This window comes from Enterobacter sp. A103 (assembly GCF_034427535.1).
Lineage (GTDB): Bacteria > Pseudomonadota > Gammaproteobacteria > Enterobacterales > Enterobacteriaceae > Enterobacter > Enterobacter asburiae_B.
The window spans coordinates 930,917-956,591 of sequence record NZ_JAXQPQ010000001.1 but is presented as its reverse complement, the minus strand read 5'-3'; the positions used below and the strand labels follow the sequence as shown (position 1 = coordinate 956,591).

The window sequence follows — 25,675 nt, the reverse complement described above, 5'->3', positions numbered from 1 at the left end:
GAAGGCGCTATGACATCACCAATGCCCCCTGGGCAAACGTCATTATTGTTGCAGATGACACAGCGCCTCGCGCTGTCCGACGCGCATTTTCGTCGGATATGTCAGTTAATCTACCAGCGTGCGGGGATCGTGCTTGCGGATCATAAGCGGGACATGGTCTACAACCGTCTGGTGCGGCGCTTGCGTACGCTGGGGCTGGATGATTTTGGCCGCTATCTGAGCATGCTCGAGGCGAACCAGAACAGCGCAGAGTGGCAGGCTTTTATTAACTCGTTAACCACCAACCTGACGGCGTTTTTCCGTGAAGCTCACCACTTCCCGGTCCTGGCCGAGCACGCCCGCCGTCGCACCGGGGAGTATCGCGTATGGAGCGCGGCCGCCTCGACGGGTGAAGAGCCGTACTCGCTGGCGATCACCCTTGCTGACACCCTGGGCATGACGCCCGGACGCTGGAAAGTCTACGCCAGCGATATCGATACCGAGGTGCTGGAGAAGGCGCGTAACGGCGTGTATCGCCAGGATGAACTGAAAACGCTGTCGCCGCAGCAGCTGCAGCGTTATTTCATGCGCGGCACGGGCCCGCATGAAGGCCTAGTGCGCGTACGCCAGGAGCTGGCGAACTGCGTCGAATTCGCGCCCGTTAACCTGCTGGATAAGCAGTACAACGTGCCGGGGCCGTTCGACGCCATTTTTTGCCGTAACGTCATGATCTATTTTGATAAAACGACGCAACAGGACATTTTGCGTCGGTTTGTTCCGTTGCTCAAGCCTGACGGTTTACTGTTTGCCGGGCACTCGGAAAACTTCAGCAACCTCGCGCGTGAGTTTAGCCTGCGTGGGCAAACGGTATATGCGCTGAGTAAGGAAAAAGCATGAGTAAAATCAGGGTGTTGTCTGTCGATGATTCAGCGCTGATGCGTCAGATCATGACTGAAATTATCAATAGCCACAGCGACATGGAGATGGTGGCGACTGCGCCCGATCCTCTGGTAGCGCGGGATTTAATTAAAAAATATAACCCCGACGTGCTAACGCTGGATGTCGAGATGCCGCGCATGGATGGCATAGATTTCCTCGAAAAATTGATGCGGCTTCGGCCCATGCCGGTGGTGATGGTCTCCTCCCTGACCGGAAAAGGATCGGAAATCACCCTGCGCGCGCTGGAGCTGGGGGCGGTGGATTTTGTCACCAAACCGCAGCTCGGCATTCGCGAAGGGATGCTGGCCTACAGCGAAATGATCGCGGAGAAGATCCGCACCGCGTCGCGAGCGAAGCTTGCTGCCCATACGCCATTGGCCGCGCCTGCGACCCTGAAGGCCGGTCCCTTACTCAGCTCGGAAAAACTGCTGGTTATTGGGGCGTCAACCGGAGGAACAGAGGCAATTCGTCATGTACTCCAGCCATTGCCGCTTTCAAGTCCGGGTATTCTGATCACTCAGCATATGCCGCCAGGCTTTACCCGTTCATTCGCCGAACGCCTGAACAAGCTGTGCCAGATCAGCGTGAAGGAGGCGGAAGACGGCGAGCGCGTGCTCCCGGGACATGCCTATATCGCCCCGGGCGACAAGCATATGGAGCTGTCGCGCAGCGGCGCTAACTATCAAATCAAAATTCATGACGGACCGCCGGTCAACCGGCACCGCCCGTCGGTGGATGTGCTGTTTCATTCGGTGGCGAAACATGCGGGGCGCAACGCCGTTGGGGTGATCCTGACGGGGATGGGCAACGATGGTGCCGCCGGAATGCTTGCAATGCACCAGGCTGGCGCCTGGACGATTGCGCAGAATGAAGCAAGTTGTGTGGTGTTCGGCATGCCGCGCGAGGCCATCAATATGGGTGGCGTGAGCGAAGTGGTCGATCTTAGCCAGGTAAGCCAGCAGATGCTGGCGAAAATCAGTGCCGGACAGGCAATACGTATTTGACTCAGGAGTATTATTTTATGGCGGATAAAGAGCTTAAGTTTTTGGTTGTGGATGACTTTTCCACCATGCGTCGCATCGTGCGCAACCTGCTGAAAGAGCTGGGCTTCAACAACGTTGAAGAAGCAGAAGACGGCGTTGATGCGCTGAACAAACTGCAGGCTGGCGGGTTTGGTTTTGTTATCTCCGACTGGAACATGCCTAACATGGACGGTCTGGAACTGCTGAAAACCATTCGTGCCGATGCCGGAATGGCGTCTATGCCGGTTCTGATGGTCACTGCAGAAGCGAAAAAAGAGAACATCATTGCCGCTGCACAGGCGGGCGCAAGCGGCTATGTGGTGAAGCCATTCACCGCGGCAACCCTGGAAGAGAAGCTCGGTAAGATCTTCGAGAAACTCGGCATGTGAGGTGATGGAAATGTTGCAACCTGCTATGAAACCCGTTGAAGAACACTCGCCGAGCGATATTATCGTCCGCATCGGCAGCCTGACGCGCATGCTGCGTGACAGCCTGCGTGAGCTGGGTCTGGATCAGGCGATTGCCGAAGCGGCGGAAGCCATTCCTGATGCCCGCGATCGTCTGGACTATGTTGTACAGATGACCGCTCAGGCCGCGGAACGTGCGCTGAACAGCGTTGAAGCGTCACAGCCGCACCAGGATGCGATGGAAAAGGGGGCGAAAGCGCTGAGCAAACGCTGGGACGAGTGGTTTGAGAACCCTATCGAGCTGGCGGATGCCCGTGAGCTGGTGACGGATACCCGTCAGTACCTGGGTGATGTGCCGGGGCACACCAGCTTCACCAACGCCCAGCTGCTGGACATCATGATGGCGCAGGATTTCCAGGACCTGACCGGTCAGGTGATCAAGCGCATGATGGATGTTATCCAGGAGATTGAGCGTCAGCTGCTGATGGTTCTGCTGGAGAACATCCCGGAACCGGCGGCCCGTCCAAAACGCGAGAACGAAAGCCTGCTCAATGGTCCACAGCTCGACGCCAGCAAGGCGGGCGTTGTGGCAAGCCAGGATCAGGTAGACGATCTGCTCGACAGCCTCGGCTTCTGATTGTTCTGATTACCCTCAGGCTGCGGCGTCAGCCTGAGGGTAGTTCGGTTAGCGAAGATCCATCTTCACCGTCACGTTACCTTCAAAGCGGCCGGGGGCCGGGGAGGCATTCGTCGTGCTGACCGGTACAGCCTGAATTTTGACCACACCGTTTCCTTGCGCGTCCATCGTCACCGGAAACTCATAGGTCCCGTCCAGCGCGACGTTCTGACTGTTTTCATCATATACACGCACCCCGAGATCGTCCCTGTCCAGAAGTTTTGCAATGTACGGCGTACTGTTGTCTGCCACGCCCTGATCTGCGGTCAGCGTGAGCTTTATCCGGTCCGTGTTTCCCACTGCGTTATCATCGCAGTGGTAGGCAATATCAACGTTTTTGATGGCATAACGTTTTGGCGGTTGCCCCTTGATGACGAATTGCTTGCTGACGATGCTGCCGAACTCAACCTCAATGGTGCTGCCTTCGTTGATAACGCAGCTTAGCGGCGCAGATAGGGTGCCGCCAAACCAGATATCAGAGACCTGATCTGCCTGTCCAGGATCGCAGCTTCCCCCCGAGCCGAAATAAAGACAGGCATAGTTTTGCGCGACGATCGTCGAAGGGATCACCTCTTGACCCAGGATGGGTTTTTTAACGTGAAGCAGGATCGCAACGACGTTCCAGCGGAAATTACGCTTTACTGTAGCGGCGTTGCTCGGCTGGGTGCCACTACTGCAAACGTTGGCATCTCCCTCCGTTTTGGCGAGTGCATTCTCAGTAGTGTTACGCATATTACTTCTGGACGTCGGGTATTCATTGACAGCTATCGGGGTCAAAGAAGTGCCGTCCGGAGAGTTAATTGCATCAGCGTAGGCGGTGATATCGGCATCGATCTTTTCTGTCAAATAGCCGTATCCGCTTGTTCCAGGTTTCAGCGGGCTTCCGGCGAAGGTTTTTTCATAAACCATGCTCGAAGAAAATATATTTCCGGGACAGCTGCAGTTGGCCACTATCACCGGGCCATTGCCGACCAGATGATTTGGCACATCATAATCATGATTGGCGATATTTTCGCTGGACGAAAATTCATGATCGAACGTCGTGGTGTAGGCTTGCGGCGCACCGAAGCAGTCATGAAGCAAAGTCGCGGCTCCCCTGCACGGGCTGGTTGCGGTCAGGCTCAATACCGTGGCCAATGAAGCCCTGGCGACCTGTTTCTTGAGTATAGTTATCATGTGCTTATTCCTGCTGACAAAGCTCGCTAACCGAGCGAATACCGTTAGGGCTTTCGGTTTGGTTGGCTGACAGTTGCGTAATGCTGGCGCGGCACTGTTGGCCCGTGCCGTTACCCCATTTCACGGTGATCTGCGCGGTCTCTCCAATGCCTGCCAGATAGACGGTGCCGGTTTCATCGACAATGCCGCTCATCACCGGGTCGCTACTGGTCGCGATGGCGCCGAACGGAACGGGGAGACCGTTTGGACGCTTCAGGGTGACCAGCATCCGGTAGCCTGTGTGGGCGTCAAATCTGGCCAGAACTGCCGCGTTGCGCGATGGAATGACGGTGATGGCGGTATCGCTGCTGTCGATATTTTCCGGCAGGCTCGAGGTATCAATACGAATATTGTTCTCCTGGTAGGGAGTGAGCGATGGAATGACTGCGTTACCCTGCCAGTCGGTCCGAATACCCCGCTGGTTCAGGAAACGGATGCCGGAAGCGTCGTTGGCGTTCACGATAGCAAACTGGCTTCCTAAAGGTTGAGCAAGCGTGATGCCCTGAGGATGGGCAACAATAGCGCCGCCAATGCCGTAGTTAAGCTGCTGAGAGTGATCGGTGGAAGCGTAATATCCGGCGGTCAGATTGGCGTACTGCGAGCGGTAGCTGCCATAGACGCTGCTGATATCTTCCCCGTCGTGGTTGGAGTGGCTCTGCTGCAACGAGTAGCTCAGACGCTCATCCTCCAGAAGCGTGCCGCTGAGGCCCACGTTTTGCCGCGTATAGCCATTTTTAGTGTTGCTGATGTTGTAGCTACTCCAGGCGCGTGGCAGCCATCTGGCGAGAGGAATGCTAAATCCCAAAGAGACCATCCTGTCAGACTCGTCGCCGTTGGTTTTGCTGTACGTATAGGCAATGTGATAGCTCGTGCCGGCAACAACGGTATTGAATCCCAGAGACAGGCTGCGCTCTTTTTTAGAGGTGCCCCAGTAATCCTGCTGATAACCGTTAAGATACAAACTCACCCCAGCAACGGTTTGGCTAACGCTGGCCTGAATGCGGTTGCGTTTATTGTAACGAAACTGCAGATCGTCTTCGTGAGCGTCAAGTTTTTGGTTGGCGTCGGCAAAGCTGTAATACCCGCGGCTGGAGTATCGGTAGCTGCCGAGGCTGAAGTTGGTATCGGTCGAATCCAGTTTACCGGTATAAAGCAAACGCCATGACTGGCCGGTATGCTGGCTGTTATCGTCTAGCCGGGTATCGGCCATGGTAACGTCAGCGGACAGCGAGCCCAGCGGACCGAGCGCCAGACCGGCACCGGTATTGGCTGCGTTATAGTTTTTCGAGAGCGTCAGCCCTCCAAACCAGGTGAGAAGGTTATTTAAACCGTAAATCATGCTTCCCTGGAAAAAGTCGGGTTCCTTTTGGTCGCTCCCGCTTTCAGCACGATAATGGCCTGCTGTCATTTCGTACTTCATATGCCCAGGCCGCAGCATAACCGCGATACTGGAGTAGGGCTGCGTAAAGTGATGCTCGGTGCCGTCAGCCTCTTTCACCGTAACGTCCAGATCGCCGCTGTTGGTCGTGGAGTAGAGATCGTCGATTTCGAACGCGCCCGGCGCGACATTTTGCTGATAGATGAGGTAGCCATTCTGGCGCACCGAGACTTCCGCATTTGAACTGGCGATGCCGCGTATGACAGGGGCATAGCCGCGTTGGCTGTAGGGAAGCATCTCTTCATCCGACGCAAGGTTAACGCCCCGGTACTGTAAGCTATCAAATACCTCGCCCCGCGTGTTGCTTTCTCCGGCCGTGAACTGTGCCTTGATGGCGTCAACGTCATGCTGGAGGAAGGTATTGATGTTTTCCCACAGGTTTTCATTCTCTGAATTGCTCCACGTCGAATAATTGCGCACTCGCCAGCCACCCAGGTTGGCGCCGGTGCGCAAATTCAGATACTGACTGGTGGTGCTGTTGTCGCCGCTCTCCTGATTTTTTGATCCTGAGAAAGCGTAGTCACTGAACAACACGGGAACACCGTCGTCCCACCGCGAAGGATCGATGTAATCGCGACCGGTACCCCTTAACGCGGCCTGAGGAATACTCAACGCTAATGTCATGTTTGAAAAATTAAGCCGCGCGGAGGCCTGGGGGATATAGTTGCTGATATCTTTAGGCAAAGCCTTATTGGCGGGTAACGCAAGCAAGGCGGGATACTGGTCGATAGCAACCCCCCATGCCCGCAGCATATCCGGTGTGAGCTGCGGTATCAGTGACCCTTCCGGGGAGCTGACGTAAGCGATACTGGTGGTGCTCAGGCGGTGTTCGTTCACCTGCACTCGTGAAGAATAGGTGCCGGGTAGCTGAGCATTCGACTTTGAAAAGAGTGAAAGGTCGATATCCTGCTGGGCCAGCATGTCCCCTTCAAGCGATGAGGGAGAGAAACGATACTCACGGGCCAGCGTCGAGAAGCTCGCGATGAGCAAGACACCGCCAAGGCAGCGAAGAAGCGGATTCGGTCTAAAGAGCCGCTCGTATGATATATCATTACGTCCTGTCATCATCGCGGTCTTTTAATCCTGCGCTAGGGTGGCGGTGTATTTTTCGGAAGCATTGCCGTAATCGGTTATGCAGCGCCAGGTGACGCTCGTACCCTGAGCATTGGCAGGGAGAGGAATGTCAGCGCGGGATTTAGGGGCAACCATGTCGGCTTTCTCCACTTTGTGCGCTCCCAGCGCAAGTGAATCAAAGACGCTGTAGAACGCCCCCTCGTTGATTACAGTGAGCTGCTGACCATGACGAGCGAAGCGCAGGTTTTTGCAAGATTCAGAGGGCGTACCGCTCAGTCCAACAGGGCGCCAGAACAGTTTCAGACGCGTTTTATAGATTAACCGCAGGACGTTTTTGTCTCCCTCATCCGTAGCCGTGGCAGGAACGGTTCGTACGTTCATATAGAACAGAGACTCTTTATCGCCTGCTAAGGTTGTCCCGTTCCAGGTAATACGCAGGCTTTGCTCTTTTTGCGGATCGAGCCGAAAGAGAGGCGGTGTCACGATAAACGGTCCGTGTGTTTTACCATCGCCTGTATCCGTCCATGACTGTATTAACCATGGAAGCTCTTTATCATTATTTTGTAAGGGCAGGGCAACTTCCTTTTTCGCAGCATCGTAGATTATGCGTGTGCGACCGATCTGAATACCTGCTGCGTGACAAAAGGTGCTCGCAATAACAGGAGTCCATAATAAGACCTGGAGTAAAATGCGCATGGTGAAACCTTTAATAAAGGAGGTTAAGGGGAAATGATAATAGTCCGAGTCCGGACTATTATCAGATCATGACTCCTTAAGCGTCATGACGCCTAAATATATATATTATGAATATCAGTAATACGTTTATTAACGGTAAAGAATATTTACCGTCATATCAGCATCTGCCGGACCGGCGGTAACCGCATCTGCAAATGATTTATAGCGGGCATTAAAATCAGCTTTAATCGTATCTTCGGATTTTGTCGCCAGTTCGATATAGATCTGCCCTTCAGCGCCATCCATCGTGATGAGCTTATCATCTTTACCCGCCGGGCTGACGGCAATGCCGATACCGGTGGCCGCGGTTTCGCCCGTGGTGGTAATTTTACTGACGTCCAGCAGCGTCTTGGTCTTGGTCAGGGTCGTTGGGCCGTTAAAGGTCAGCTGAACAGCCGGAAGCCCAGCGCTTGTTAACGGGCAGTTCGCCAGCGTAATGGAGAACTCCGTAAGTGCGGTCTCCTTCCCAACGGTATTAAACAATGATGTAGGATAGGTACCCAATGGGATAGTACTGTCTGTACCGTCGTCACCCTGAATGGTGCAGCTTGATTCGATAATTTCACCCGTGAAGTGAATAGTGCCGGCATTCATTTCTGCGGCGAAACCATTCATCGACAGTGTTGCAAGGGCTACGCCCGCAATAATATTCTTTTTGAAATCCATGTTAAATGTCCCTTTAAGTAAAAAGAAATATCTGGCATACATTTTGCTTTCTTTTGAAAGTAAATTATGTCGGTTGAATTATAACATTTAATTTTCTTCAGGTAAGGGAGTCTCAGGATTAATGTTATAAAGATTAATCCATTTTTGGATTTTGTGTGGTAATGGTTTATATGGTTTCAATTGCTCTGAATTATTGAATTTACATAATTACATCATTCCTGCAATACCAGGTAGTTAAAATCGACGGTTATGTTAATTTTCTTTCAGAATATTTTTAGAGTAGATGTTCTTTAAAACTGCGCTTAATTCATTTTGTAATATGAAACACATCACAAAAGCTGGAGAATGTTCGTTCGAACATTCCTTGCCCTTTTTTCCCTAACCCGAATTGCGGAGGGGGGCTTAAACAGGATAAAAAGACCCGGTTATAGGGTTTTTTCTGCCCATTGATGAAAGGCGGTGCTGGCATGATACCCGTGACGTAATGGGCTGAGCATGCACTGTGGCAGAAGAGAACGACGACAAAACGGAAGCCCCCACACCCCACCGACTAGAAAAAGCGCGTGAGGAAGGGCAGATCCCCCGATCCCGAGAATTGACCTCCCTGCTGATCCTTATCGTAGGGGTGTGCATTATCTGGTGGGGCGGGGAGTCGCTCGCCCGCAAGCTGGCGGGAATGTTGTCCACCGGCTTACGTTTTGACCACAGCATGGTCAACGATCCGAATCTGATCCTCAGCCAGATTATTCAGCTTATTAAAGGGGCCATGGTCGCGCTGCTGCCCCTGATAACCGGGGTCGTGCTGGTCGCGCTGGTCTCTCCGGTGATGCTCGGCGGCCTGGTTTTTAGTGCCAAATCGCTGCAACCGAAATTTTCCAAACTGAACCCGCTGCCGGGTATCGCGAAAATGTTCTCTGCGCAGACCGGGGCTGAGCTGCTCAAAGCCGTTCTCAAATCGGTGCTGATGGGCAGTTCCGCGGGATTTTACCTCTGGTACCACTGGCCGGAAATGATGCGTCTTATCAGCGAATCGCCGCTCACCGCGATGAGCAACGCGCTGAATCTGGTCGGGCTCTGCGCGCTGCTGGTGGTGCTCAGCATTATCCCGATGGTGGGTTTTGACGTGATCTTCCAGCTTTATACCCACTTCAAAAAGCTGCGCATGTCGCGTCAGGATATCCGTGACGAATATAAGCAGATGGAAGGTGACCCGCACGTGAAAGGGCGCATCCGCCAGATGCAGCGTGCCGCCGCCCGTCGCCGGATGATGGACGATGTGCCGAAGGCCGACGTCATCGTCACCAACCCGACACACTATTCCGTTGCGCTGCGCTATGACGAAAACAAAATGAGCGCGCCGAAAGTCGTTGCGAAAGGGGCGGGGCTGATCGCACTGCGTATCCGGGAAATTGGCACGGAAAACCGCGTGCCGATCCTGGAAGCCCCTCCGCTGGCGCGTGCCCTGTACCGCCATGCGGATATCGGACAACAGATCCCGGGACAACTCTACGCCGCCGTGGCGGAAGTGCTGGCCTGGGTGTGGCAGTTGAAGCGCTGGCGTCTGGCTGGCGGTCAGCGGCCTGTGAAACCTGAAAACCTTCCGGTGCCTGCCGCGCTGGATTTTATGAACGAGAAGGACACTGATGGCTAATCTGGTGGCAATGTTGCGCCTGCCCGGCAACCTGAAATCGACCCAATGGCAAATCCTTGCCGGGCCGATTCTGATCCTGCTAATTCTGTCGATGATGGTACTGCCGCTCCCGGCATTCATCCTCGATCTGCTTTTCACTTTCAATATTGCGCTGTCCATTATGGTGCTGCTGGTGGCGATGTTCACCCAGCGTACCCTGGAGTTTGCCGCGTTCCCGACCATTCTGCTGTTTACCACCTTGCTCCGACTGGCGCTGAACGTGGCGTCCACGCGTATCATCCTGATGGAAGGTCATACCGGTGCGGCAGCGGCAGGTAAAGTGGTTGAAGCGTTCGGCCACTTCCTGGTAGGCGGCAATTTCGCTATCGGTATCGTGGTGTTCGTTATCCTCGTTATCATCAACTTTATGGTTATCACCAAAGGTGCAGGGCGTATCGCGGAAGTGGGCGCGCGTTTTGTGCTGGACGGGATGCCGGGCAAACAGATGGCGATCGACGCCGACCTGAACGCCGGCCTTATTGCCGAAGATGAAGCCAAAAAACGCCGTTCGGAAGTGACGCAGGAGGCGGACTTCTACGGCTCCATGGACGGTGCGAGCAAGTTTGTGCGCGGTGACGCCATCGCGGGCATTCTGATCATGGTGATTAACGTGGTCGGCGGCCTGCTGGTGGGCGTATTGCAGCACGGGATGGACATGGGCCACGCGGCGGAAAGCTATACGCTGCTGACCATTGGTGACGGTCTGGTCGCGCAGATCCCGGCGCTGGTTATCTCCACGGCGGCGGGCGTGATTGTGACCCGCGTGAGTACCGATCAGGACGTTGGCGAGCAGATGGTGGGCCAGCTCTTCAGCAACCCGCGCGTTATGCTGCTGGCCGCTGCCGTTCTGGGTTTGCTCGGCCTGGTGCCGGGGATGCCAAACCTCGTCTTCCTGCTGTTTACTGCGGGTCTGCTGGGGCTTGCCTGGTGGATGCGTGGCCGTGAAATCAAACCGGCAGCGGAACCGGTTCAGGTAAAAATGCCGGAGAATACCCAGGCCGTCGAAGCGACCTGGAACGATGTTCAGCTGGAAGATTCCCTGGGAATGGAAGTGGGCTATCGCCTGATTCCGATGGTCGATTTCCAGCAGGATGGCGAGCTGCTTGGCCGTATCCGCAGTATCCGTAAAAAATTCGCCCAGGATATGGGCTTCCTGCCGCCGGTTGTACACATCCGCGACAATATGGACCTGCCGCCCGCGCGCTACCGCATTCTGATGAAAGGGGTCGAAATTGGCAGCGGTGATGCCTATCCGGGCCGCTGGCTGGCGATTAACCCGGGCACCGCCGCAGGCACGCTGCCGGGCGAGCAAACCATCGATCCGGCCTTTGGCTTGGCCGCTATCTGGATTGAAAGTGCCCTTAAAGAGCAGGCGCAAATCCAGGGATATACGGTTGTTGAAGCCAGTACCGTGGTGGCGACCCATCTTAATCACCTGATCGGGCAATTCTCGGCAGAGCTGTTTGGCCGTCAGGAAGCGCAGCAGCTGCTTGACCGCGTCACGCAGGAGATGCCGAAGCTGACGGAAGATCTGGTCCCGGGCGTGGTGACTTTAACCACGCTGCACAAGGTGCTGCAAAACCTGCTCGAAGAGAAAGTGCCGATCCGCGATATGCGCACCATTCTCGAAACCCTTGCCGAGCATGCGCCGATACAAAGCGATCCGCACGAGCTGACGGCGGTGGTACGCGTGGCGCTGGGTCGTGCGATCACCCAGCAGTGGTTCCCGGGAACCGGAGAAGTGCAGGTCATTGGCCTCGATACGCCGCTTGAACGCCTGCTGCTGCAGGCCCTGCAGGGCGGGGGCGGCCTGGAGCCGGGCCTGGCGGACCGTCTGCTGGCGCAAACGCAGGAGGCGCTGGCGCGCCAGGAGATGCTGGGCGCGCCGCCGGTGCTGCTGGTGAACCATGCGCTGCGTCCGCTGCTGTCGCGCTTCCTGCGTCGTAGCCTGAACCAGCTGGTCGTGCTGTCGAATATGGAGCTGTCGGATAACCGTCACATCCGCATGACCGCGACGATCGGAGGAAAATAATGCGTAAATGGCTCTGGATTTTGTTCTTCCCGCTGGCGGCGCACGCTGCCGGGGAAGGCACCTGGCAGGCAAGCAGCATGGGAGTGACCCTCAGCAACCGGGGCGTTGCTATGTCATCTAACCCGCTGTCGCCTTCTGAAGGCGTGTCCGGTCAGATGGGCCTTGTGGTCTGGAATTACCGGCTGATTGGCCCAACGCCCGCAGGGCTGCGGGTGCGCCTCTGTTCTCAGACGCGCTGCACGGAAATCGATGGCGAAAATGGCACGACACAGGCGTTCAACGGCGTACCGGCCATTGAACCTTTGCGTTTCATCTGGGAAGTGCCGGGCGGGGGACGTTTAATCCCGGCGTTGAAAGTACAGAGTAATTCTGTCATCGTGAACTACCGCTAACACCCTGCCTTTCACCAGCCATCAGCAATTTTGATGGCTGGCTCTCAAAACTGACCTCACCTTTTGATCAAATAGAAACGCTGTTTTATAAATCAGTGACGCGCGTGACGGTACTCTTTGCATTATTGCCATTGACCCTCTTAGGGATGGCAGAAACAGAAAGGTATCAACCGGTCGATGCATTTACTGTAGCCGTCTAAAAGCTCCCGGAAGATGCTTGCTTGCAGGGAGTCTCCCAAAACTGATTAGGGGTGACGGCAATGAGAACACGTAAAATTGGGCTCGCAAATTATCTCGCTTACGGGTCAGGCGATTTCCTCGGGGCGGGTACCACCGCCCTGACGGCGGCCTGGCTTTTATATTTTTATACCACCTTCTGCGGGCTCTCACCGATCGAAGCAACGTTTATCTTTGCCGCTGCAAGGGTGCTGGATGCCGTCGTTAGCCCGTTAATGGGCTTTTTAACCGATAACTTTGGGACAACCCGGCTCGGTAAGCGCTTCGGCCGTCGTAAGTTTTTTATCCTGCTGGGGATTCCGTGCGTGTTCAGCTACTCGCTGATGTGGGTTGGGGACATGAGCTTCTGGTACTACCTGCTGACCTATCTGGTATTTGATATTGTCTACACCATGATTCTGGTGCCGTACGAAACGCTGGTACCGGAAATGACCGATGACTTTAAACAGAAAACCAAGTTCTCCGGGGCGCGTATCTCAATGGCGCAGATGTCCGCCATTCTGGCCTCCTTCCTGCCGGGGATCCTGTTAACCCACTTCGGGAAAGAAAACGCCATCTCCTTCTTCTACGCAAGCCTGGTCTTCTCCTTGCTCTGCGCCCTGATGCTAACCTTCGTCTGGTTCTTTACCTGGGAACGCCCGCGCGAAGAGTGGTCAGAAGCGGCGCTGCGTGCTGAAGAAGAGAAGAAGAAGCTGACGCTGGGGCAGAGCCTCAACCGCCTGATCGTTGAGTTAAGCTCCACGCTGCGCATCAAGATTTTCCGTCAGCATCTGGGCATGTACCTTGGCGGCTATATCGCGCAGGACGTGTTTAATGCGGTATTCACCTACTACGTGGTGTTCGTGCTGATGCAGGAAGCGTCAATGGCGTCCAATCTGCTGGGCACGATGGCTATTTTCCAGTTCTTTGCGGTTATCGCCATGATCCCGCTGTGCATCCGTTTCGGGCCTGCACCGTCCTACCGCATGGTCGTGGTGCTGTTTGGTCTGGCGTCTCTCTCTTACGCCATGCTCTATTACGCGGGCCTGAGCGACGTCTACGCTCTGCTGTTGCTGATCTCAGCGGTTGCCGGTCTCGGTCGCGGCGGTATCAACTACGTGCCGTGGAACACCTATACCTACATTGCTGACGTGGATGAAGCGATCACCGGCCAGCGCCGCGAAGGGATCTTCGCGGGCATCATGACCCTGACCCGTAAGGCGTCACAGGCCGGTGCGGTGATGCTGGTGGGCATCGTGATGCAGATGTCCGGCTTTGTCAGCGGCCAGAAAGTGCAGCCTGCGGAAGTGAGCCACACCATTTTGACGATCCTGAGCGTGGGCACGATCCTGGTGCTGTTCTGCGGCTTCCTCGTTTCCCTGCGCTTCAGGCTCAATTTGCAGACCCACAGCACGCTGCGCGAGGAGACCGCGAAAATGCGTGAGTGTGGTCATGCGATGCCTGAGTCAGCGACGCCACTCGCCCGCGCCACCGTCGAGATGCTGGCCGGTATGCCTTATGAGTCACTCTGGGGCAATAACAACATTGGTTATCTGAATCGCAATAAGCCAGCGGCACCCTCGCTGAAGGATCGCGCGGTACTGAATTCGACATACAACAGAGGTTAAGATGATGAAAGTTTGGCCTGTCAAACATAGCCCGTTATTACGTCAGCCCGAGCGCTTTATCGCCCGGGACGAACTGAAATCGCTGATTCAAAAGGTGACGCATAGCCTGGTCAATATCCACGACAAAACGGGTGAGTTTTTGCTGCGGCTGGACGACGGGCGCGTGATCGACACTAAAGGCTGGGCCGGATGGGAGTGGACGCACGGCGTTGGCCTGTACGGTATCTGGCAATATTACTGCCAGACCGGCGACGAAGGTATGCGAGACATCATCGACAGCTGGTTTGCCGACCGCTTTGCGCAAGGCGCGACCACCAAAAACGTGAATACCATGTCGCCGTTCATGACGCTGGCTTATCGCTACGAAGAGACCAAAAATCTGGCCTGGCGGCCGTGGCTGGAAAGCTGGGCGGAATGGGCGATGGCCGAGATGCCGCGCACGGAACACGGCGGAATGCAGCACATCACCCTGGCGGAAGAAAACCATCAACAGATGTGGGATGACACGCTGATGATGACGGTGCTGCCGCTGGCGAAAATCGGCAAGCTGCTCAACAAACCGGAATACGTGGAAGAGGCGGTGTATCAGTTCCTCCTGCACGTGCAGAACCTGATGGACCGGGAGACCGGGCTGTGGTTCCACGGCTGGAGCTACGATGGCAACCATAACTTTGCCCGTGCCCGCTGGGCGCGCGGCAACAGCTGGCTCACCATCGCGATCCCGGACTTCCTTGAGCTTGTGGATCTGCCGGAAAACAGCGCCGTGCGCCGCTACCTTGTGCAGGTACTGAATGCGCAGATTGCCGCGCTGGCGAAATATCAGGACGACAGCGGGCTATGGCATACGCTGCTCGACGATCCACATTCTTATCTTGAGGCGTCCGCCACGGCAGGGTTTGCCTACGGCATTCTGAAAGCCGTGCGCAAGCGCTACGTTGGCACGGAGTATGCCGAAGTGGCAGAAAAAGCGATTCGCGGTATCGTCAAAAATATTTCGCCGGAAGGCGAGCTGTTGCAAACGTCGTTCGGCACGGGCATGGGCAGCGATCTTGAGTTTTATCGCCAGATCCCGCTGACGTCGATGCCGTACGGACAGGCGATGGCGATTCTCTGTTTAACGGAATATTTGCGGAAGTATTTCTGATAAGAAAAAACCCGGCGCTTGCCGGGTTTTTTGTATTACATGCGTTCTACGGTTTCGATACCCAGGGTATCCAGACCCAGCTTCAGGGTCTTCGCCGTGAGCTGCGCCAGCTTCAGGCGGCTGTTGCGGACCGATTCGTTTTCCGCAGACAGAATAGGGCAGTGTTCGTAGAAGCCGGAGAACAGACCCGCCAGATCGTACAGGTAAGCACACATCACGTGCGGCGTGCCGTCACGCGCGACAACCGTCAGCGTCTCTTCAAACTGCAGCAGGCGCGCTGCCAGCTGCGCTTCACGATCTTCCGTGATGGTCACTGTCGCATTCGCCAGTACGTTTTCATCAATGTTCGCCTTACGGAACACCGAGAGCACGCGGGTGTAGGCATACTGCATGTAAGGCGCCGTGTTGCCTTCAAACGCCAGCATGTTATCCCAGTCGAAGATATAGTCGGTGGTACGGTTCTTGGAGAGATCCGCGTATTTCACCGCACCGATACCCACGGCGTTGGCCAGTTTTTCCAGCTCATCGGCAGACATGTCCGGGTTCTTTTCGGCCACCAGACGGCGAGCGCGTTCCAGCGCTTCGTCCAGCAGGTCGGACAGCTTCACGGTACCGCCCGCACGGGTTTTGAACGGCTTGCCGTCTTTACCCAGCATCATGCCGAACATGTGGTGTTCCAGCGGCACGCAATCCGGCACGTAACCGGCTTTACGCACGATGGTCCACGCCTGCATCAGGTGCTGGTGCTGACGGGAGTCGATGTAGTACAGCACGCGGTCAGCATGCAGCGTCTCGTAACGGTATTTCGCGCAGGCGATGTCTGTGGTGGTGTAGAGGTAGCCGCCATCCTTTTTCTGGATGATCACGCCCATCGGTTCACCTTCCTTGTTTTTATACTCATCAAGGAACACCACCGTTGCGCCTTCGCTCTCTACCGCCAGGTTTTTGGCTTTCAGGTCAGCCACAATGCCGGGCAGCATTGGGTTATAGAGGCTTTCACCCATCACGTCGTCACGGGTCAGGGTGACGTTCAGACGGTTATAGGTCAGCTGGTTCTGCGACATGGTGATGTCGACAAGCTTGCGCCACATCTCGAGGAAGTATTGGTCGCCACCCTGCAGTTTAACCACGTAGCTGCGCGCGCGCTCGGCAAAGGCTTCGTCTTCGTCGTAGTGTTTTTTGGCTTCGCGGTAGAACCCTTCCAGGTCCGCCAACGCCATTTCACCCGCGTTTTCCTGCTGCTGTTTTTCCAGGTAAGCAATCAGCATGCCGAACTGGGTACCCCAGTCGCCCACGTGGTTCGCGCGGATCACCTTGTGACCGAGGAACTCGAGCGTGCGCACCGCGGCGTCACCGATGATAGTGGAGCGCAGGTGGCCAACGTGCATCTCTTTCGCCACGTTCGGCGCAGAGTAGTCGATCACGACGGTCTGCGCCTCCGGCTGGGAAACGCCCAGACGGTCAGATTTCAGGGCCGCGTCAACGTGGCTTGCCAGGAATGCAGGCTCAAGGAAGATGTTGATAAAGCCCGGACCGGCGATTTCGGTTTTGCTGGCAATGCCGGAAAGATCCAGATGCGTCAGTACCTGCTCAGCGAGCTGTCGCGGCGGCATACCCAGTTTTTTAGCCACTGCCATCACGCCATTAGCCTGATAGTCGCCAAACTGTACTTTTGCTGACTGACGAACCTGCGGTTCGCAATCCGCAGGCGCGCCTGCGGCAATCAGTGCCTGACTGACTTTTTCGGAGAGAAGAGCCTGAATATTCACCTGGATACCTTACGTTTTTGATGCGGGCTTACAACCGCCCGCGCCAGTTAAAGAATTTAGGGCGGGAGTATACTGCAAATGCCTTCTGGCGTCAGCATTGCGGGGCCTGAAGATTGCTCAGAATCCAGGCGGTGAAGGTATGCATAATCATGCAGTCATAAAAAGCCGGATTCTGCGGTTGGTCAAAACAGGGCAACAGAGTAAATTAGCGGCTTTGCGACACGAAAAGAGAGTGAATTATGGCGAACTGGCAATCCATTGACGAACTGCATGATATTTCCGCAGATTTACCGCGCTTCACCCAGGCGTTCACAGAACTTGCCACCCGTCTTGGTCTGGATATCGCGCCGCTTGAGGCCGATCACATCTCTTTGCGCTGTCATCAGAACGCCACCGCCGAGCGCTGGCGTCGCGGGTTCGAACGTTGCGGCGAGTTGCTCTCCGAGAACATCATCAATGGTCGCCCCATTTGCCTGTTCAAACTGTATGAACCGGTGAACGTGGCGCACTGGCAGTTCACCGTGGTTGAACTGCCGTGGCCGGGAGAGAAGCGCTATCCGCACGAAGGCTGGGAACATATCGAAATTGTCCTGCCGGGCGAGCCGGAAACGTTGAACGCGCGCGCGCTGTCCCTCCTTTCTGACGAAGGCTTAAGCAAGCCGGGAATTTTTGTGAAGACAAGTTCACCCAAAGGCGAGCGCGAGCGGTTACCTAACCCGACGCTGGCCGTCACTGACGGACAGGTCACGGTGAAGTTTCATCCGTGGACCATTGAGCAGATCGTTGCCAGCGAAGCGTAAGAGATGTGAGTTCACGCCGGGACTGAAAACGGACGGCGTGGCATGATGTTTCGTTTAGTGGAATTTCAGGAGGATTAAATGGCGCTGCTGGAGATTTGTTGTTACAGCGTGGAGTGTGCCGTGACCGCGCAAAAGCACGGGGCTGACCGCATTGAACTGTGTGCGGCACCCAAAGAGGGCGGGCTGACGCCGTCTTACGGCGTGTTGAAGTCTGCCCGTCAGGCCGTCACCATTCCCGTTCACCCGATTATTCGTCCGCGCGGCGGTGATTTTTGTTACACGACGGGTGAGTTCAGTGCCATGCTTGATGATATCGCACTCGTTCGGGACCTCGGGTTTCCGGGGCTGGTAACCGGCCTGCTGAATGAAGACGGCAATATCGATATACCGCGCATGCGTCAGATTATGAGCGCCGCGCAGGGGCTGGCCGTCACTTTTCATCGCGCATTTGATATGTGTAAAAATCCGCTTCAGGCCTTTGAAACGCTTGGAGAACTTGGCGTGGCGCGCATCCTGACATCGGGTCAGCAGGCGTCAGCTGAAAAAGGACTGCAATTAATTACGGAACTAAAAGCACATTCCGGTGTTCCAATAATAATGGCGGGTGCGGGAGTCCGCGCCAGCAATCTGGAACGGTTTTTAAACGCCGGGGTAGAAGAGCTGCACAGCTCCGCGGGTAAATGGATACCTTCGCCCATGCGTTATCGCAATACAGGATTGTCAATGTCGACGGATGCTGAAGCGGATGAGTATTCACGCTATGGCGTAGAGGGAGAGTCGGTTGCGGAAATGAAGTCGCTGATTGAGCGCCATCACGTGTAGCAACGTACCGATTTTTACCGCGCATCATGTCGCCCAATATGATGCTTGCTTGTACCAGGCCCCTGCAATTTCAACAGGGGCCTTTTTTTATCCCCTCACCCTAACCCTCTCCCCATAGGGGAGAGGGGACTGCTCGGTGCGGTTTTTCTCCCTCGCCCCTATGGGGAGAGGGCCGGGTGAGGGGAAAACTACGGCTTGGTCGCAATCAACACCGCACGCATCGGGGCTGGATAGCCTTCGATGGTTTTGCTGTGGTCGGCCGGGTCGAGGAACTGCTCCAGCGATTCGGTGATCATCCAGTCGGTGCGGCGCTGTTCCTCAATTGAGGTCACGCTGACGTCGGCAATCCGCACATCCACAAACCCGCACTTCTCCAGCCAGTTCTTCAGCGCCAGCGCGGAAGGGATGAAGTAAACGTTGCGCATCTGCGCGTAGCGATCGCCCGGCACCAGAACGGCATGTTCATCGCCTTCAATCACCAGCGTTTCCAGCACCAGCTCGCCGCCGCTGACCAGCTGATCCTTCAGCTGCCACAGGTGTTCAAGCGGGGAACGACGGTGGTACAGCACGCCCATGGAGAAGACGGTATCAAAGGCTTTCAGGGCAGGGAGTTGTTCAATGCCCAGCGGCAGCAGGTGCGCGCGCTGGTCGTTACCCAGCAGCTTACGCACCGCTTCAAACTGGCACAGGAACAGCTGCATCGGGTCAATACCTACCGCCAGATGCGCCCCCGCACCAATCATGCGCCACATGTGGTAACCGCTGCCGCAGCCTACGTCCAGAATGGTACGTCCGGTCAGGTCGGAAAGGTGGGGCAGCACGCGATCCCATTTCCAGTCCGAGCGCCATTCGGTATTGATGTTCACGCCGTAAAGTGAAAACGGCCCTTTGCGCCACGGCATCAGGTTACGCATCAGCGTTTCGATGCGGTTGATCTGCCCGGCCGGGAGCGGCTCTTCGCTCTCGGCGGTTACGCTGTGCAGAAGGTCCAGACGATGCGGGGTCAGTTCGGGCAGATACTCCACCGCGTTTGACCACTGCTTTAACAGGCCGTGCTGCTGATCGCGCTGCCAGGCGGCAATCTGCGCGGGCAAGGTTTCCAGCCAGTGGGAAAGCTGGTTTTTGGCAATCAGCTGATAGAAGTTGCTGAATTCGATCATGCGGATTCTCCCGCTTTCAGCGCCACCAGAGAGCCAAAGTTAAAGCACTGGAACCACAGTTCGCTGTGCTCAAACCCGGCTTTGCTCAGACGCGCTTTGTGGGTTTCTACGGAATCCGTCAGCATCACGTTTTCGAGCATGCTGCGCTTCTGGCTGATCTCCAGCTCGCTGTAGCCGTTCGCCCGTTTGAAATCGTGGTGCATATTGAACAGCAGTTCGCCAACCTCGGCATCTTCGAAGCTGAATTTCTCCGAGAGCACCAGCGCGCCGCCGGGATTCAGCCCCTGATAAATTTTGTCCAGCAGCAGCTGACGGTCTTCAGGCACCAGGAACTGCAGGGTGAAATTCAGCACCACCATCGACGCGTTATGGATCTCAATCTCGCGGATATCGCCTTCCACCACGTCGACCGGAACAGGGGCTTTATACGCGTCAATGTGGCGACGGCAGCGCTCAACCATGGCCGGGGAGTTATCGACGGCAATGATTCGGCAGCCTTCGTGGTGAACGTTACGACGAACCGACAGCGTTGCCGCGCCGAGCGAGCAGCCCAGGTCATAGACCTGCGTGCCGGGTTGAACGAAGCGCTCAGCCAGCATGCCGATCATAGAGATAATATTGGAATAACCGGGAACAGAGCGCTGGATCATATCCGGGAAGACTTCGGCTACCCGTTCATCGAAGGTCCAGTCGCCCAGGCTGGCGATAGGCGCGGAAAAAAGCGTGTCGCGATCTGACATAACGTAAAAATCCGGGAAAAATAAAGTGGCGTATTGTGCGCTAATGGAGGGAGAAAACCAACTCCCACGGCATATACCACAGGTTAGCCAGCACCATCAGCAAAAGCGAACACCAGGTCGCGCTCATGCCGGAACGACGCCAGCGGATTAAGCGGTGGTGAAAACCGTAATAGTGCATCAGGCGGCCAGCAATAAGAAGCAGGCCACAGATGTGCACCATCCAGGTTTCTGCGCCATTCATCTCCATAAAAAGCAGCAGGATTAAGGCTGCGGGGATGTATTCGACCGCATTGCCGTGAATGCGGATAGCGCTTTGTAGCTCGGAAAACCCGCCGTCACCGTAAGAGACGCGGTACAGCGTTCTGAGGCGCATAACATCAAATGAAAACTTAATCAGCAGTAATGCACCTAACACCGCATACAGCGCGCTGACCATACAAACTCCCTGTTTTTGGCAGATGGCACTTCACTATGATAGGGGGTGATATCAGAAAAGAGAAGATTGTTGTGGGATGGAAGGGGCGCTGCCCACGGACGGCACCGCAGCCTGCAAGGCCTGCCACAGAGCATCGACCAGTTCGGGCGCCTGGGCGATATCCGGCGTGTGCAAAAAGAGATACGGCGTGGTGGTGTGTTCCCACTTCGCTAACGTTTGCAGCCAGACGGCGAACATCGCCTGATTTTGCTGCATGTTATCGCTGCCGATATACCTGACCATTGGGTTATGCGCGGTCACGATGGCATGGACCGGCACTTTCGGTTTTTTACGCTGAGCTTCAACGATGGCTTCGCTATGGGGGACAGCGCTGTGCACCGGCCGGCTATCGAGGATCACCCGGTTAACGGAACGCTCAAGCAGGCCGCGATTGAGCGCTTTTTCTGCTTCGCCCTTAGCAAAAAATTCAGGATGCCTGACTTCAACGCCGTAGGCGAATTCACGGGGCAGGGCATCCAGGAACTGCCAGAGCGCAGGTAAATCGCGCGGGCCAAACGTGGCGGGCAGCTGGATCCAGTACTGACCGATGCGGTTCGCCAGCGGCGACATGCGCGTAAAAAACTCTTCGGTCAAATCCCCGCAGTTGCGCAGCGCGGCCTGGTGGGAAATGGTGGCCGGAAACTTAAAGCAGAAGCGGAAGTCGTCGGTCGTTTGTTCCCGCCAGCGCGCAACAATCTCGGCTTTAGGGAGCGCATACAGGGTGGTGTTACCCTCGACACAGTTGAAGTGCCGGGCATACTCCTCAAGGCTGGTGATGCCAAGGCGCACCCATTTCGGGTGCGACCACTGGGGCAGGCCCACGTACATCATAGCGCGCTGACAATCTCATCCGTGCTGCGCACGCGGCCGATGCGCGGGAAGATATGGGTCATGCTGCCCTGGTGCTGTTCCGCGGAGGCCGCGCTGCAGGCATCTTCGGCGATCACCAGGTTAAAGCCCAGCTCCCACGCGTTGCGGGCGGTAGACTCCACGCCGATGTTGGTGGAAATGCCGCACAGGATGATGGTGTCGATGCCGCGACGGCGGAGCTGCAGCTCGAGATCGGTACCGTAAAATGCCCCCCACTGGCGTTTGGTCACTTCGATGTCGCTGTCGCGTTTGCCGAGTGCGGCCGGGTACGTCCACCAGTTTTCAGGCAGGGCGCGTGCTGGAACCTGGGCATCAACGGGCTGTTTTAATGCTTCAGCGTAATCAGCGGACCAGCCGACGCGCACCATGACAACAGGCGCACCGCTGGCACGACATGTTTCCGCCAGGCGAGCTGCGCGGCTGACCACATCATCCGCGGTATGCGGGCCGCCGGCGAAGGGCAGAATGCCTTCCTGTAAATCAATCACGACAAGTGCGGTTTTACTGGCATCAAGTGTTAACATCGTTACTCCCGTTAAATGAATCACTTCCAGACACCATACGATGTGATGGCCTGTTCCTGGGCGGATAATTTTGTTAATTTTTGTGAGAATGCGCAATAAGAGTGCAGCAAACGACCGCCAGGCCGTGGTTCGCTCTTATCGTCCGGCGGAATTTCCAGTATAATAGCCGCCTTTTTTCATCCAGTTGTGACATACAGAAAGCTGCGACATAGTAGCCTGCATACCAGGCGACATTTAGCCTGCGGCTAATTAAGGGATATCTCATGCGTACAGAATATTGCGGGCAGCTGCGTCAGTCCCACGTCGGACAGCAGGTAACCCTGTGTGGTTGGGTCAATCGTCGTCGTGATCTTGGTAGCCTTATCTTCATCGATATGCGCGACCGCGAAGGTATCGTCCAGGTGTTCTTCGACCCTGATCGCGCAGATGCGTTGAAGCTGGCCTCTGAGCTGCGTAATGAGTTCTGCATTCAGGTCACCGGCACCGTGCGTGCGCGTGACGAGAAAAACGTCAACGCCGACATGGCGACGGGCGCCATCGAAGTGCTGGCGTCCGATCTGGTGATTATCAACCGTGCAGAAGCGCTGCCGCTGGACTCCAACCACGTCAACACTGAAGAAGCGCGTCTGAAATACCGCTACCTGGATCTGCGTCGTCCGGAAATGGCTCAGCGCCTGAAAACCCGTGCGAAAATCACCAGCCTGGTGCGTCGCTTTATGGATGACCACGGTTTCCTCGACATCGAAACCCCGATGCTGACCAAAGCCACGCCGGAAGGCGCGCGCGATTACCTGGTCCCATCCCGCGTTCATAAAGGCAAATTCTACGCGCTGCCGCAGTCTCCGCAGCTGTTCAAACAGCTGCTGATGATGTCCGGCTTCGATCGCTACTATCAGATCGTGAAATGCTTCCGCGACGAAGACCTGCGCGCTGACCGCCAGCCAGAATTTACCCAGATCGACGTGGAAACCTCCTTCATGACTGCCGAGCAGGTGCGTGAAGTGATGGAAGCTCTGGTGCGTAGCCTGTGGAACGACGTGAAAGGCGTTGAGCTGGGCGATTTCCCTATTATGACCTTCGCTGAAGCCGAGCGTCGTTACGGCTCCGACAAACCCGACCTGCGTAACCCTATGGAGCTGGTGGACGTAGCAGACCTGGTGAAAGGCGTTGAGTTTGCCGTCTTCGCTGGCCCGGCTAACGATCCTAAAGGCCGCGTAGCAGCGCTGCGTGTACCGGGCGGTGCGGCACTGAGCCGCAAGCAGATCGACGACTACGGCAACTTCATCAAGATCTACGGCGCAAAAGGTCTGGCCTATATTAAAGTGACCGAGCGTGCGAAAGGTCTGGAAGGCATCACCAGCCCGGTAGCGAAATTCCTGAACGCGGACATCGTGGAAGCGATCCTTGAGCGCACCGGCGCGCAGGACGGCGACATGATCTTCTTCGGCGCAGACAACAAGAAAGTCGTGGCGGATGCGATGGGCGCGTTGCGTCTGAAGCTTGGCAAAGACCTGAGCCTGACCGACGAAAACAAATGGGCGCCGCTGTGGGTTATCGACTTCCCAATGTTTGAAGACGACGGTGAAGGCGGCCTGACCGCAATGCACCACCCGTTCACCTCGCCAAAAGACATGACGGCGGCAGAGCTGAAAGCGGCACCGGAAGATGCGGTCGCCAACGCTTATGACATGGTCATCAACGGCTACGAAGTGGGCGGCGGTTCCGTGCGTATTCACAGCGGTGAAATGCAGCAGACCGTGTTCGGCATTCTGGGCATCAACGAGCAGGAGCAGCGCGAGAAGTTTGGCTTCCTGCTGGACGCCCTGAAATACGGTACGCCGCCGCACGCGGGCCTGGCCTTCGGTCTTGACCGACTGACCATGCTGCTGACCGGCACCGATAACATTCGTGATGTTATTGCCTTCCCGAAAACCACTGCCGCAGCGTGTCTGATGACCGAAGCGCCAAGCTTTGCCAACCCGGCCTCTCTGGCCGAACTGGGCATTGAAGTGGTGAAGAAGGAAGAGAAAAACTGATATGGCATATAAGCTTCCCGTTTCGGTCCTGGTGGTCATTTATGCAGAAGACACGAAGCGGGTGCTGATGTTGCAGCGGCGCGATGACCCTGATTTCTGGCAGTCGGTTACCGGCAGTCTGGAAGAGGGGGAAACCGCGTCGCAGGCCGCCGCGCGCGAAGTAAAGGAAGAGGTCACCATTGACGTTGCCCGCGAGCAACTGACCCTGAAGGACTGCCAGCGCACGGTGGAGTTTGAAATTTTTAGCCATTTACGTCATCGCTACGCGCCGGGTACCGAGCGCAATACGGAGTCGTGGTTCTGTCTCGCGCTCCCCCATGAACGGGAGATCGTGTTTACCGAACACCTGACCTACCGCTGGGTGAATGCGGCGGATGCCGCCGCACTGACCAAGTCGTGGAGCAACCGGCAGGCGATTGAAGAATTTGTAATTAACGCAGCCTGAGAAGGCGCGATTTTTGGAGAACTTTTTATGGCAGGTCATAGTAAGTGGGCCAACACCAAACACCGCAAAGCGGCACAGGATGCCAAGCGCGGTAAGATCTTTACCAAAATCATTCGCGAGCTGGTGACAGCAGCGCGTCTGGGCGGCGGCGACCCGGCATCTAACCCGCGTCTGCGCGCGGCGGTAGATAAAGCGCTGTCTAACAACATGACGCGCGACACCCTGAACCGTGCAATCGCACGTGGCGTGGGCGGTGATGAAGACGCGAACATGGAAACCATCATTTATGAAGGTTACGGCCCTGGCGGTACTGCGGTGATGGTTGAGTGTCTGTCCGACAACCGTAACCGTACCGTTGCGGAAGTGCGCCACGCGTTCACCAAAACCGGTGGCAACCTGGGCACTGACGGTTCCGTTGCTTACCTGTTCAGCAAAAAAGGCGTCATCTCCTTCGAGAAAGGCGACGAAGATGCGATCATGGAAGCGGCGCTGGAAGCCGGTGCGGAAGACGTGGTGACCTTCGATGACGGTGCTATCGACGTTTATACCGCGTGGGAAGAGATGGGTGCCGTGCGCGACGCGCTGGAAGCGGCTGGCCTGAAAGCGGACAACGCTGAAGTGTCCATGATCCCGTCCACCAAAGCGGACATGGATGCGGAAACGGCACCGAAACTGCTGCGTCTGATCGACATGCTCGAAGACTGCGACGACGTGCAGGAAGTGTACCACAACGGTGAAATCTCTGATGAGGTTGCAGCGACTCTCTGATGAGAGCCTGTAA

General features: G+C 56.0%; 24 protein-coding genes. 14 read left to right on the top strand and 10 right to left on the bottom strand.

Annotated elements, in window-relative coordinates:
• Positions 1 to 9: 9 nt before the first annotated feature.
• From cheR to cheZ, 4 genes are read left to right on the top strand one after another with little or no spacing between them, the layout of a single operon-like run.
• The gene (cheR, locus tag SPH27_RS04595; protein WP_023312253.1) at positions 10 to 876 is read left to right on the top strand and encodes a protein-glutamate O-methyltransferase CheR; all 867 of its coding nucleotides are present in this window, start codon (positions 10 to 12) and stop codon (positions 874 to 876) included.
• Positions 873 to 1,922 (top strand): protein-glutamate methylesterase/protein-glutamine glutaminase, encoded by a 1,050-nt coding sequence (locus SPH27_RS04590; RefSeq protein ID WP_029741783.1) that lies wholly within the window; start codon positions 873 to 875, stop codon positions 1,920 to 1,922. The genes cheR and SPH27_RS04590 overlap by 4 nt, the downstream gene beginning before the upstream one ends.
• A 17-nt stretch (positions 1,923 to 1,939) precedes the next feature.
• Positions 1,940 to 2,329, top strand: a complete 390-nt coding sequence (gene cheY, locus SPH27_RS04585) for a chemotaxis response regulator CheY (RefSeq protein WP_008500431.1) — start codon at positions 1,940 to 1,942, stop codon at positions 2,327 to 2,329.
• 10 nt (positions 2,330 to 2,339) lie between these two features.
• On the top strand, positions 2,340 to 2,984 hold the full coding sequence (gene cheZ / locus SPH27_RS04580) for a protein phosphatase CheZ (RefSeq protein ID WP_023312251.1): 645 nt from the start codon (positions 2,340 to 2,342) through the stop codon (positions 2,982 to 2,984).
• A gap of 48 nt (positions 2,985 to 3,032) precedes the next feature.
• Here the strand turns inward: cheZ and SPH27_RS04575 are convergent, their stop codons facing one another.
• The 4 genes from SPH27_RS04575 to SPH27_RS04560 form a co-directional block, all read right to left on the bottom strand.
• Positions 3,033 to 4,199 carry a fimbrial protein gene (locus SPH27_RS04575; protein WP_096150284.1) on the bottom strand — a complete coding sequence of 389 codons (1,167 nt, stop codon included), beginning with the start codon at positions 4,197 to 4,199 and terminating at the stop codon, positions 3,033 to 3,035.
• Positions 4,200 to 4,203: 4 nt separating this feature from the next.
• Positions 4,204 to 6,666, bottom strand: coding sequence for a fimbria/pilus outer membrane usher protein (locus SPH27_RS04570; protein WP_233476950.1), 2,463 nt, complete (start codon positions 6,664 to 6,666; stop codon positions 4,204 to 4,206).
• A gap of 87 nt (positions 6,667 to 6,753) precedes the next feature.
• Positions 6,754 to 7,446 (bottom strand): molecular chaperone, encoded by a 693-nt coding sequence (locus SPH27_RS04565; RefSeq protein ID WP_182073030.1) that lies wholly within the window; start codon positions 7,444 to 7,446, stop codon positions 6,754 to 6,756.
• Positions 7,447 to 7,575: 129 nt separating this feature from the next.
• On the bottom strand, positions 7,576 to 8,151 hold the full coding sequence (locus SPH27_RS04560; protein WP_182073031.1) for a fimbrial protein: 576 nt from the start codon (positions 8,149 to 8,151) through the stop codon (positions 7,576 to 7,578).
• Between the two features lie 502 nt (positions 8,152 to 8,653).
• Here SPH27_RS04560 and flhB point away from each other — a divergent pair.
• The 5 genes from flhB (at position 8,654) to SPH27_RS04535 (ending at position 15,253) form a co-directional block, all read left to right on the top strand.
• Positions 8,654 to 9,802: a flagellar biosynthesis protein FlhB gene (gene flhB / locus SPH27_RS04555; protein WP_033145863.1), complete on the top strand. Its 1,149-nt coding sequence runs from the start codon at positions 8,654 to 8,656 to the stop codon at positions 9,800 to 9,802.
• A complete protein-coding gene (gene flhA, locus SPH27_RS04550) occupies positions 9,795 to 11,873 on the top strand; it encodes a flagellar biosynthesis protein FlhA (protein ID WP_033145862.1) in 2,079 nt (692 codons plus the stop codon). Before flhB ends, flhA begins: the two co-directional genes overlap by 8 nt.
• The gene (gene flhE / locus SPH27_RS04545; protein WP_033145861.1) at positions 11,873 to 12,265 is read left to right on the top strand and encodes a flagellar protein FlhE; all 393 of its coding nucleotides are present in this window, start codon (positions 11,873 to 11,875) and stop codon (positions 12,263 to 12,265) included. Before flhA ends, flhE begins: the two co-directional genes overlap by 1 nt.
• 260 nt (positions 12,266 to 12,525) lie before the next feature.
• Positions 12,526 to 14,109, top strand: coding sequence for an MFS transporter (locus SPH27_RS04540; protein WP_182073032.1), 1,584 nt, complete (start codon positions 12,526 to 12,528; stop codon positions 14,107 to 14,109).
• Between the two features lie 4 nt (positions 14,110 to 14,113).
• Positions 14,114 to 15,253 carry a glycoside hydrolase family 88/105 protein gene (locus SPH27_RS04535; protein ID WP_182073035.1) on the top strand — a complete coding sequence of 380 codons (1,140 nt, stop codon included), beginning with the start codon at positions 14,114 to 14,116 and terminating at the stop codon, positions 15,251 to 15,253.
• Between the two features lie 35 nt (positions 15,254 to 15,288).
• Here the strand turns inward: SPH27_RS04535 and argS are convergent, their stop codons facing one another.
• Positions 15,289 to 17,022 (bottom strand): arginine--tRNA ligase, encoded by a 1,734-nt coding sequence (gene argS, locus SPH27_RS04530; protein ID WP_033145858.1) that lies wholly within the window; start codon positions 17,020 to 17,022, stop codon positions 15,289 to 15,291.
• 239 nt (positions 17,023 to 17,261) lie between these two features.
• On the opposite strand from argS, the gene SPH27_RS04525 reads away from it, so the two are divergent.
• Positions 17,262 to 17,822, top strand: coding sequence for a VOC family protein (locus SPH27_RS04525; protein WP_182073033.1), 561 nt, complete (start codon positions 17,262 to 17,264; stop codon positions 17,820 to 17,822).
• Positions 17,823 to 17,900: 78 nt separating this feature from the next.
• Positions 17,901 to 18,644 carry a copper homeostasis protein CutC gene (gene cutC / locus SPH27_RS04520; protein WP_182073034.1) on the top strand — a complete coding sequence of 248 codons (744 nt, stop codon included), beginning with the start codon at positions 17,901 to 17,903 and terminating at the stop codon, positions 18,642 to 18,644.
• Between the two features lie 188 nt (positions 18,645 to 18,832).
• On the opposite strand, the gene cmoB is transcribed toward cutC, so the two are convergent.
• The 5 genes from cmoB to SPH27_RS04495 are packed head-to-tail and all read right to left on the bottom strand — an operon-like array spanning position 18,833 to position 22,413.
• Positions 18,833 to 19,804 (bottom strand): tRNA 5-methoxyuridine(34)/uridine 5-oxyacetic acid(34) synthase CmoB, encoded by a 972-nt coding sequence (gene cmoB / locus SPH27_RS04515; protein ID WP_039263658.1) that lies wholly within the window; start codon positions 19,802 to 19,804, stop codon positions 18,833 to 18,835.
• On the bottom strand, positions 19,801 to 20,544 hold the full coding sequence (gene cmoA / locus SPH27_RS04510; protein WP_182072476.1) for a carboxy-S-adenosyl-L-methionine synthase CmoA: 744 nt from the start codon (positions 20,542 to 20,544) through the stop codon (positions 19,801 to 19,803). Before cmoA ends, cmoB begins: the two co-directional genes overlap by 4 nt.
• 40 nt (positions 20,545 to 20,584) lie before the next feature.
• On the bottom strand, positions 20,585 to 20,980 hold the full coding sequence (locus SPH27_RS04505) for an MAPEG family protein (protein ID WP_182072474.1): 396 nt from the start codon (positions 20,978 to 20,980) through the stop codon (positions 20,585 to 20,587).
• Positions 20,981 to 21,031: 51 nt separating this feature from the next.
• Positions 21,032 to 21,850, bottom strand: a complete 819-nt coding sequence (locus SPH27_RS04500) for a DUF72 domain-containing protein (RefSeq protein ID WP_182072472.1) — start codon at positions 21,848 to 21,850, stop codon at positions 21,032 to 21,034.
• Complete coding sequence (locus SPH27_RS04495) at positions 21,847 to 22,413, bottom strand: hydrolase (protein WP_045887971.1); 567 nt, start codon at positions 22,411 to 22,413, stop codon at positions 21,847 to 21,849. Before SPH27_RS04495 ends, SPH27_RS04500 begins: the two co-directional genes overlap by 4 nt.
• A gap of 263 nt (positions 22,414 to 22,676) precedes the next feature.
• Between SPH27_RS04495 and aspS the strand changes: the two genes are divergently transcribed.
• From aspS to SPH27_RS04480, 3 genes are read left to right on the top strand one after another with little or no spacing between them, the layout of a single operon-like run.
• Positions 22,677 to 24,449 (top strand): aspartate--tRNA ligase, encoded by a 1,773-nt coding sequence (aspS, locus tag SPH27_RS04490; protein WP_023312238.1) that lies wholly within the window; start codon positions 22,677 to 22,679, stop codon positions 24,447 to 24,449.
• 1 nt (position 24,450) lies between these two features.
• Positions 24,451 to 24,894, top strand: a complete 444-nt coding sequence (nudB, locus tag SPH27_RS04485; RefSeq protein ID WP_033145850.1) for a dihydroneopterin triphosphate diphosphatase — start codon at positions 24,451 to 24,453, stop codon at positions 24,892 to 24,894.
• 27 nt (positions 24,895 to 24,921) lie between these two features.
• Positions 24,922 to 25,662, top strand: a complete 741-nt coding sequence (locus SPH27_RS04480) for a YebC/PmpR family DNA-binding transcriptional regulator (protein WP_008500447.1) — start codon at positions 24,922 to 24,924, stop codon at positions 25,660 to 25,662.
• Positions 25,663 to 25,675 lie beyond the last annotated feature (13 nt).

What these genes read in the sequence shown, in the direction of transcription:
- flhE (WP_033145861.1), top strand. Translation starts at nt 11,873, where the DNA reads ATGCGTAAATGGCTCTGGATTTTGTTCTTCCCGCTGGCGGCGCACGCT.
- SPH27_RS04500 (WP_182072472.1), bottom strand. Translation starts at nt 21,850, where the DNA reads ATGATGTACGTGGGCCTGCCCCAGTGGTCGCACCCGAAATGGGTGCGC.
- cheY (WP_008500431.1), top strand. Translation starts at nt 1,940, where the DNA reads ATGGCGGATAAAGAGCTTAAGTTTTTGGTTGTGGATGACTTTTCCACC.
- SPH27_RS04535 (WP_182073035.1), top strand. Translation starts at nt 14,114, where the DNA reads ATGAAAGTTTGGCCTGTCAAACATAGCCCGTTATTACGTCAGCCCGAG.
- SPH27_RS04480 (WP_008500447.1), top strand. Translation starts at nt 24,922, where the DNA reads ATGGCAGGTCATAGTAAGTGGGCCAACACCAAACACCGCAAAGCGGCA.
- SPH27_RS04540 (WP_182073032.1), top strand. Translation starts at nt 12,526, where the DNA reads ATGAGAACACGTAAAATTGGGCTCGCAAATTATCTCGCTTACGGGTCA.
- SPH27_RS04495 (WP_045887971.1), bottom strand. Translation starts at nt 22,413, where the DNA reads ATGTTAACACTTGATGCCAGTAAAACCGCACTTGTCGTGATTGATTTA.
- cheR (WP_023312253.1), top strand. Translation starts at nt 10, where the DNA reads ATGACATCACCAATGCCCCCTGGGCAAACGTCATTATTGTTGCAGATG.
- SPH27_RS04560 (WP_182073031.1), bottom strand. Translation starts at nt 8,151, where the DNA reads ATGGATTTCAAAAAGAATATTATTGCGGGCGTAGCCCTTGCAACACTG.
- cutC (WP_182073034.1), top strand. Translation starts at nt 17,901, where the DNA reads ATGGCGCTGCTGGAGATTTGTTGTTACAGCGTGGAGTGTGCCGTGACC.
- nudB (WP_033145850.1), top strand. Translation starts at nt 24,451, where the DNA reads ATGGCATATAAGCTTCCCGTTTCGGTCCTGGTGGTCATTTATGCAGAA.
- SPH27_RS04525 (WP_182073033.1), top strand. Translation starts at nt 17,262, where the DNA reads ATGGCGAACTGGCAATCCATTGACGAACTGCATGATATTTCCGCAGAT.
- SPH27_RS04590 (WP_029741783.1), top strand. Translation starts at nt 873, where the DNA reads ATGAGTAAAATCAGGGTGTTGTCTGTCGATGATTCAGCGCTGATGCGT.
- aspS (WP_023312238.1), top strand. Translation starts at nt 22,677, where the DNA reads ATGCGTACAGAATATTGCGGGCAGCTGCGTCAGTCCCACGTCGGACAG.
- flhA (WP_033145862.1), top strand. Translation starts at nt 9,795, where the DNA reads ATGGCTAATCTGGTGGCAATGTTGCGCCTGCCCGGCAACCTGAAATCG.
- cmoB (WP_039263658.1), bottom strand. Translation starts at nt 19,804, where the DNA reads ATGATCGAATTCAGCAACTTCTATCAGCTGATTGCCAAAAACCAGCTT.
- cheZ (WP_023312251.1), top strand. Translation starts at nt 2,340, where the DNA reads ATGTTGCAACCTGCTATGAAACCCGTTGAAGAACACTCGCCGAGCGAT.
- SPH27_RS04575 (WP_096150284.1), bottom strand. Translation starts at nt 4,199, where the DNA reads ATGATAACTATACTCAAGAAACAGGTCGCCAGGGCTTCATTGGCCACG.
- SPH27_RS04505 (WP_182072474.1), bottom strand. Translation starts at nt 20,980, where the DNA reads ATGGTCAGCGCGCTGTATGCGGTGTTAGGTGCATTACTGCTGATTAAG.
- SPH27_RS04565 (WP_182073030.1), bottom strand. Translation starts at nt 7,446, where the DNA reads ATGCGCATTTTACTCCAGGTCTTATTATGGACTCCTGTTATTGCGAGC.
- cmoA (WP_182072476.1), bottom strand. Translation starts at nt 20,544, where the DNA reads ATGTCAGATCGCGACACGCTTTTTTCCGCGCCTATCGCCAGCCTGGGC.